Raw genomic sequence first — 7,911 nt, 5'->3', positions numbered from 1 at the left:
CCCCCCCCCCCCGGCCCCCCCCCCCCCCCCCCCCCCCCCCCGCGCCCGCCCCCCCGCCCGATGACGGGCGCCGGCGCCGCCGGCCAGTCGCCGGACGCAGCACGACGCCGCCCCGCGCCGCCGGCCCCCGCACGCGCGCCGCTCTACGCGTGGGTGCAACAGCCCGCGGAGCCGATCACGCCGGCACCGAGCGTTCACGACACGCTGCGCTCGATCGAAGCCAGTACCGCGCAGTGGGCGACGCTGGACGGTGTGCGGCAGGCCGACGCGTCGTCGGCGCCGGCCGCCGCGGCGACCGTGGCCGGCGCGGTTGCAGCGGCGGGCAGCGTCGCCGCGTCGGCGTCGACGGCCGTACCGGCCGGGATCGTTGCGGACGCGCATCAGGCCTCGCCCCGCGACGCAGTCCGTCCGGACGCGCACGAAGCCGCGCCGGCCTATGACGACGCACCGATCGTGCTGGATGCATTCATGCCGGCGGAGCCGAGCATGCGCGTGCCTGCTGTCGATACGGATGGCGTGGCATTCGACGAGGCCGTGACGCCATCCGACGACGCACCGATCGTGCTGGATGGGTTCATGCCGGCCGAGCCGGGCGTGCGCGTGCCCGCTGTCGATACGGGTACTCCGGCGTTCGACGAGGCCGTGCGGCATGCCATGCCGGATCCGGGCGTCGAAACCGATGCGCCGACGCGTCACGCGGACCGCGAGCATCGGCATGGCGCCGATGCACCAGCCGCGCCGGCATTCGATGCCCCGATCGACTTTGCGCCTTGGGAAGACATCGTCAGCCCGCCGGTTTCCAGGCTCGGCGCGCCGCATGAAAGCCCGATTGCCGCACCACCGTCGGACGCGGATGAGTCGGTGGCCGCGAGCGCAGCGGTCGGTACGCCTTCGGCCGCTGTCACGTCGACCGTGAGCGCCACGGGCCGCACCGTCGATGCGAAGGATGCGGCAACGGCCGCCGGAATTGCCGCCCAGGTCCAATCGCAAGCTACGGCGCTTGCCGATACCGCCGTATCGGTCGTCGCGAAAGAACACGCGCACGCGACGCAGGATGTCGTGAAGCCGGTCCAGCCGGTCACGCCGCCTCCCCTCTCCGCTTCGTCGATCGCGGCAACGCCGACGCAGCCGCGTGCCGATGCAGTGCCCGTCGCAGCAGCGACGACGGCAGCCTCGGCCGCGTCGAACACGGCACCGGCCGGCGCCGTGACGGGAACGGTCTGGCACGCGGCAGCAAAGCACGGTAGCGAAACCGCTCCGTTGCCTGCAGGCATGCAACGCGCCACGCCACCGGCACCGGCACCGGCACCGGCGGCGGCGGCGGCGGCGGCAACGGTGACACCGGCCGCCGCGGCCATGCAACCTGCGTCCGTCGACGCCGCTGCCTCCTCCGCATCATGGTCGAAGCCGTTGTCCGCTGAGCCCTTCGCTGGTGCGCAGACGACCTCGGCAGCTGACGCGTCGTCGCCCGTCGGCAGCGCATCCGGTTCTGCCGCGCCGGTGCCCGCGAACACGCCGAACAGCACGCCTGTCGCCGCAGCGCCTGCGTTTGCCGGCATGACGAACCCGGCCGCCGGTTCGCTGTCGCGACCGGCCGCATCGGCAGCGCCTGTTGCGCCTGTTGCGCCTGTTGCGCCTGTTGCGCCTGTTGCGCCTGTTGCGCCTGTTGCGCCTGTTGCGCCTGTTGCACCCGTTGCACCCGTTGCACCCGTTGCACCCGTTGCACACGTTGCACACGTTGCGCCTGCTGCGCCCGTTGCACCGTCCGCGCCGGTGAGTGTCACGGGTACTGCGTACGGTTCCGGCGTTCGCGTGCCGGCTGCCGCAGCGTCGACGATCGACGCCACGGATCCGGCATCGAGCACGGTCACCCCGGCGCCCGCACCGACGACGCCTGCCCGGACGCCCTCGACAAGTGCCGCCGCCCCGTCCGCCGCGCAGGCGTCCGCATCCGCTCCGACCGCGGCAGCGGCGACATCCGCCCCCATGCCCGTGACTGGCGTCTCCGACCTGACGACGGCACAACCTTTTGCGGCCGCGCAAAACGCAGCGGCTGCGGCTTCCGGCCTGACGTCTGCGGCGAGCGCTTCCGGCCCGGCCACCGCGCAGCCTTTCGCATCCGCGCCGACCGTGGCAGCCGCCACGGCGCCCGCATCGACCGGCACGTCCTTCAGCGCAACCGGATCGCAACCTGCGCAACGCACGCCGGTGTCGCCTGCCGCCGCGTCTTTCGCCTCGTCGGGCAGCGCATTGGCCGCAGCGTCGACCGCATCGGCGACGCCTTCGGCAGCATCGACCACCCGCATGCCTGACGGTTCGGCATTCGGTGTGCCGGCCGCGACGACTGGAGCGACGCAGACGACAACCGGCGCCGCGCCTGTCGCTGCCACTGCCATCGCCCCGACACCGTCTTCCGGCGCACTCGCCCCGATGAACACGGTCGCCGTTGCCGCGCCCGCCGCGCCCGCCGCGTTCGGCGCCACGCCTGCCGCGACAAATGGCGCACCGGCCTCCTTCGCCGCTGCCCCGGCCGCGACGGCACCGGCCGCGTCGCCGACTTCCGCGCCCCCGTCGGTCTCGGCATTGCCGACCTACTCCGCGCCGGGCGGATCCGTCGACACGGCGACACCGGCGCAATCCATCGCGTCCGCACCGCAGCCGCAGGCCCCGTCGTTCACCACCCTGCCGGCTCCCGCCGCTGCGCCGGCGAGTTGGTCGATGTCCGACATCGGCACGACGCCCGCGACAACCGGCATCACGATCCCGGCCGCCACGACCGTGCCGCTTCCGACCGCAACGCCTCCCGCGGCCACCGTGCCGCCGGCACCGGCGGAATCGGGCGCCCCGGCCGCCGACGCATCGGCGGCGCCCGCGCGCCAGCCGCGCCCGAACGCGTTCGAATTCCACGCACCCGCGTCGTTCAACGTGGAGCTGCCGACGCTCGACCTGCTCGAGCCCGCGTCCGACGACGTCGAAACGATCACCGAGGAACACCTCGCGCAGACGGCCCAGGTCATCGAGCAGCGCCTGCAGGAGTTCAAGGTGCCGGTGACGGTGGTCGGCGCATCGGCCGGCCCGGTGATCACGCGCTTCGAGATCGAACCCGCGCTCGGCGTGCGCGGCAGCCAGATCGTCGGCCTGATGAAGGACCTGTCGCGCGGCCTCGGCCTCACGTCGATCCGCGTCGTCGAGACGATTCCCGGCAAGACCTGCATGGGCCTCGAGCTGCCGAACGCGAAACGCCAGATGATCCGCCTGTCGGAAATCCTCGAGTCGCGCCAATACCAGCATTCGGCGTCGCAGCTGACGATCGCGATGGGCAAGGACATCACCGGCCACCCGGTCGTCACCGATCTCGCGAAGGCGCCGCACATGCTGGTCGCCGGCACGACGGGTTCGGGCAAGTCGGTCGCGATCAACGCGATGATCCTGTCGCTGCTGTACAAGGCGACGCCCGAGGACGTGCGGCTGATCATGATCGACCCGAAGATGCTCGAGCTGTCGGTCTACGAAGGCATCCCGCACCTGCTCGCGCCGGTCGTCACCGACATGAAGCTCGCGGCGAACGCACTGAACTGGTGCGTCGGTGAAATGGAGAAACGCTACCGGCTGATGTCGGCCGTCGGCGTGCGCAATCTCGCGGGCTTCAACCAGAAGATCCGCGACGCGGAGGCGAAGGAAAAGAAGATCGGCAACCCGTTCTCGCTGACGCCCGACGATCCCGAGCCGCTGTCGAAGCTGCCGCTGATCGTCGTCGTGATCGACGAGCTGGCCGACCTGATGATGGTCGCCGGCAAGAAGATCGAGGAGCTGATCGCCCGTCTCGCGCAAAAGGCGCGCGCGGCCGGTATCCACCTGATCCTCGCGACCCAGCGCCCGTCCGTCGACGTGATCACCGGCCTCATCAAGGCGAACATCCCGACGCGCGTCGCATTCCAGGTGTCGTCGAAGATCGACTCGCGCACGATCCTCGACCAGATGGGTGCCGAATCGCTGCTCGGCCAGGGCGACATGCTGTTCCTGCCGCCGGGCACGGGCTACCCGCAGCGCGTGCACGGCGCGTTCGTCGCGGACGAGGAAGTGCACCGGATCGTCGAATACCTGAAGCAGTTCGGCGAGCCGCAGTACGAGGAAGGAATTCTCGACGGCCCGGCCGCCGACGGTGCGACGCAGGACCTGTTCGGCGAAGCGCCGGATGCGGAAGCCGATCCGCTGTACGACGAAGCGGTCGCGTTCGTCGTGCGCACGCGGCGCGCGTCGATCTCGTCGGTGCAGCGCCAGCTGCGCATCGGCTACAACCGCGCCGCGCGCCTCGTCGAGCAGATGGAGGCGGCCGGACTGGTGTCGCCGATGGGCATCAACGGCAGCCGCGAGGTGCTCGTGCCGGCGGCGGCCGACTGAGCATGGCGGGCCGCACGGCCGCCGACGATCGATCCGGGCGCCCCGCGCAAGCGGCCGCCCGAACGAAAAAGGGCGCTGCCTCGGCAGCGCCCTTTTTTCATGGACGGCGATTTACAGCGCCGCCGGCACCAGCTTGAAGTCGACCGGGCTGCCGACCACGACCTTCTGCGGATTCGCGCCGAGCTGCCCCGTTTCGACATCGCGGCTGAACACGTAGAACGTGTCGCTGTCCTGGTTGCCGACGATCAGCCACTTGCCGGTCGGATCGATCAGGAATTCACGCGGCGTCCTGCCGAGGCTCGACTGGCGCCCGACGGTCTTCAGCCGGCCGTCGGCCTGGTTCACCGCGTAGATCACGATTTCGTTCACGTCGCCGCGATTGCTCGCGTACAGGAAGCGGCCGTCCGGCGACAGGTGGAGCGCGCCGCCGCCGACCTTGCCCTTGAAGCCCGGCACCGTCATCGGCAGCGTCTCGACCGGCGTCAGCTTGCCATCGCGGTAGCCGAACACCTCGACCGACGCGTTGAGTTCGCTCGTCACGTACGCGAACCGGCCGTCGGCGCCGAATACCATGTGACGCGGGCCGGAGCCGGCCTTCACCGGCGTGTAGCGCGTGTCGGTCGGGCTGATCAGCCCGCGGCTGCCGTCCACCGTGTAGCGGTAGCCGTAGAGCTTGTCCGCGCCGAGGTCCTGCACGAACAGGTAGCGGCCGTCGGGGGAGAACACTGTCGAGTGCACGTGCGCGCCATCCTGGCGCCCCTTCACGGGCCCCGTGCCCTCGTGATGCACCGTCAGCACGGCCGGGCCGGCCGCGCCGCCGTCGCGGATCGGGAACACGGCGAAGCTGCCGCCCGGATCGGCCGCGACCGAGTAATTGGCCGTGACGAGGTACTTGCCGTCCGGTGACAGCGCGAGATAGCAAGGATCGTTCCCTTCCGACGACACGCGGTCGATGAACGTGAGCGCCCCCGTCTTCGGATCGAAGCCGAACGCGCTGATGCCGCCGCGCTGCGCGGCCGGCCCGTTGTCGCCGGGCAGTTCGTTGACCGCGTAGACGGTGCGACCGTCGCGGCTCGGCAACAGGTAGGACGGGTTCACGGTCTTCGCCGACGACACGGGCGCGATGCTGCCCGTTTTCGTATCGAAGCGGTACACGTAGATCCCGTCGCTGCCGTGCCCCGTATAGGTGCCGACGAGCAGGTTGTAGACGCCGTCGGCCGGTGCCGGCGATTGTTGTGCGAAGGCGTGGGTCGCGGACAAGGAAAGCACGAGCGCGAAACCTTTCATCCAGTGAGCGAACCTAAGCGGGAACCCTCGTGTCGAAGCGCGCGCGTCACGCTCGCGTAAACGGTTGGGCATTGAATCCTCCTTGCATCGAGTCGCTTCAAGTGTTGAGATAGGACGAAACGCCGGCCGTTCATGCGCTCCGCCGCCCGGGCGAGTATACGGGGCGCGACGCCGGCGCGTGAAGCCCGGGCGCCGCAGCCCTGCATCGTGAACTCGAATATCCAAGGACCGCTTGCCCATGCCCGCCCTGATCGAAGACTACGCCCTCGTCGGCGACGGCCACACTGCCGCGCTGATCTCGAAAGACGGCTCCGTCGACTGGCTGTGCTGGCCCCGCTTCGATTCGGGCGCCTGTTTCGCGGCGCTGGTCGGCACGCCCGAGCACGGCCGCTGGCTGCTCGCGCCGGCCGCCGACGCCGCGATCACGCACACGACGCGCCGCTATCGCGGCGACACGCTGATCCTCGAAACCGACTACGAAAGCGCCGACGGCGCGGTCACCGTGATCGACTTCATGCCGCCCGGCAACGGCTGGTCCGAACTGGTGAGGATCGTCGTCGGCCGCCACGGCACGATGAAGATGCGCATGGAACTGGTGTTGCGCTTCGACTACGGTTTCTCGATCCCGTGGGTCACGCAGCTGACGCGCGAGGACGGCATGAAGGCGATCGCCGGCCCCGATACCGTCGTGCTGCGCACGCCGGTGCCGCTCACCGGCAAGAACCTCCATACGCTCGCGGAATTCACGGTGAGCGCCGACGAACGTGTGCCGTTTTCGCTCAGCTATGCGGCGTCGCACCTGCGGCTGCCGCCCGCGCGCGATCCGCTGTCGATGCTCGCGCGCACCGAGAACTACTGGCTCGAATGGTCGGGCCGCTGCCAGGTGCAGGGCCGCTACGCGGCCGCCGTGCGCCGTTCGCTGATCACGCTGAAGGCGCTCGCGTACGAGCCGACCGGCGGCATCGTCGCGGCGCCGACCACGTCGCTGCCCGAGAAGATCGGCGGCAACCGCAACTGGGACTACCGCTACTGCTGGCTGCGCGACGCGACGATCACGCTGCTCGCGCTGATGCGCGGCGGCTATTACGACGAGGCGCGCGCGTGGCGCACGTGGCTCGGCCGCGTGATGGCCGGCTCGCCCGAGCAGATCCAGATCATGTACGGGATCGCGGGCGAGCGCCGGCTGCCGGAAATGGAGCTCGACTGGCTGCCCGGCTACCAGGATTCGAAACCGGTGCGCGTCGGCAACGGCGCCGCGAACCAGCTCCAGCTCGACGTGTTCGGCGAAGTGATGGCCGCGCTGCACCTCGCGCGCGTGGGCGGCCTGCAGGCCGACGACACGGTGTGGTCCGTCCAGTGCTCGCTGCTCGACCATCTCGAGAAGATCTGGCGGGAACCCGACGAGGGCATCTGGGAGACGCGCGGCGGCCGCCGCCACTTCACGTTCTCGAAGGTAATGGCGTGGGTCGCGTTCGACCGCGCGATCAAGTCGGCGGAGATGTTCCGGCTGCCCGCGTCGCTCGACCGCTGGCGCGCGCTGCGCGACCGGATCCACGCGGACGTGTGCGACAACGCATGGCATGAAGGCAAACAGGCGTTTGCCCAGAGCTACGGCAGCGACGAGCTCGACGCGAGCGTGCTGCTGCTGCCGCTGCTCGGCTTCCTGCCGCCGGAAGACCCGCGCATCGTCGGCACGGTCGACGCGATCGAGCGGGAATTGCTGCACGACGGCCTCGTGATGCGCTACCGCACGACCGAGTACGACGACGGCCTGCCGCCGGGCGAAGGCACGTTCCTCGCGTGCAGCTTCTGGCTGGTCGACAACTACGCGCTGCTCGGCCGGATCGACGACGCGCACCGGCTGTTCAGCCGGCTGCTCGCGCTGTCGAACGACCTCGGGCTGCTCGCCGAGGAATACGATCCGGTCGATGGCCGGCTCGTCGGCAATTTCCCGCAGGCGTTCTCGCACGTGGCGCTCGTGCATACCGCGATGAACCTGATGCACCACGAAGAAGCGATGGCGCGCGCGGCCGGCCAGCCGGCGCCGGCCGTGGCGACGGGGCGCTGACCGGGGGTGGAGCGGCTTCTTCAGAGATCGTCAATTCGCAAACGTTTGATGAAAAATCGGAAAAATGTTGCATTGCAACATTGATCGTTGTCCGATATGATCGACTCGATTGTCCGGCCGCACTGCAACATGGCCGGTCGCTGACCCACACGGCA

3 protein-coding genes are annotated in these 7,911 nt (G+C 70.0%); 2 read left to right on the top strand and 1 reads right to left on the bottom strand.

Annotated features, from left to right (window positions below; genetic code table 11):
- Nucleotides 1-4,401: DNA translocase FtsK (locus DID98_RS36335; RefSeq protein ID WP_124571309.1), on the top strand; the 4,401-nt coding region annotated here is incomplete at its 5' end.
- Between the two features lie 111 nt (nt 4,402-4,512).
- Here the strand turns inward: DID98_RS36335 and DID98_RS20375 are convergent.
- Nucleotides 4,513-5,760: a lactonase family protein gene (locus DID98_RS20375; RefSeq protein ID WP_124571308.1), complete on the bottom strand. Its 1,248-nt coding sequence runs from the start codon at nt 5,758-5,760 to the stop codon at nt 4,513-4,515.
- Between the two features lie 166 nt (nt 5,761-5,926).
- On the opposite strand from DID98_RS20375, the gene DID98_RS20365 reads away from it, so the two are divergent.
- Nucleotides 5,927-7,756, top strand: a complete 1,830-nt coding sequence (locus DID98_RS20365) for a glycoside hydrolase family 15 protein (RefSeq protein ID WP_044849192.1) — start codon at nt 5,927-5,929, stop codon at nt 7,754-7,756.
- Nucleotides 7,757-7,911: the final 155 nt, after the last annotated feature.

Source organism: Burkholderia sp. Bp8984 (assembly GCF_003853755.1).
Lineage (GTDB): Bacteria > Pseudomonadota > Gammaproteobacteria > Burkholderiales > Burkholderiaceae > Burkholderia.
The sequence above is the reverse complement of the archived record's forward strand: the minus strand, read 5'-3'. Positions and strand labels throughout refer to the sequence as shown.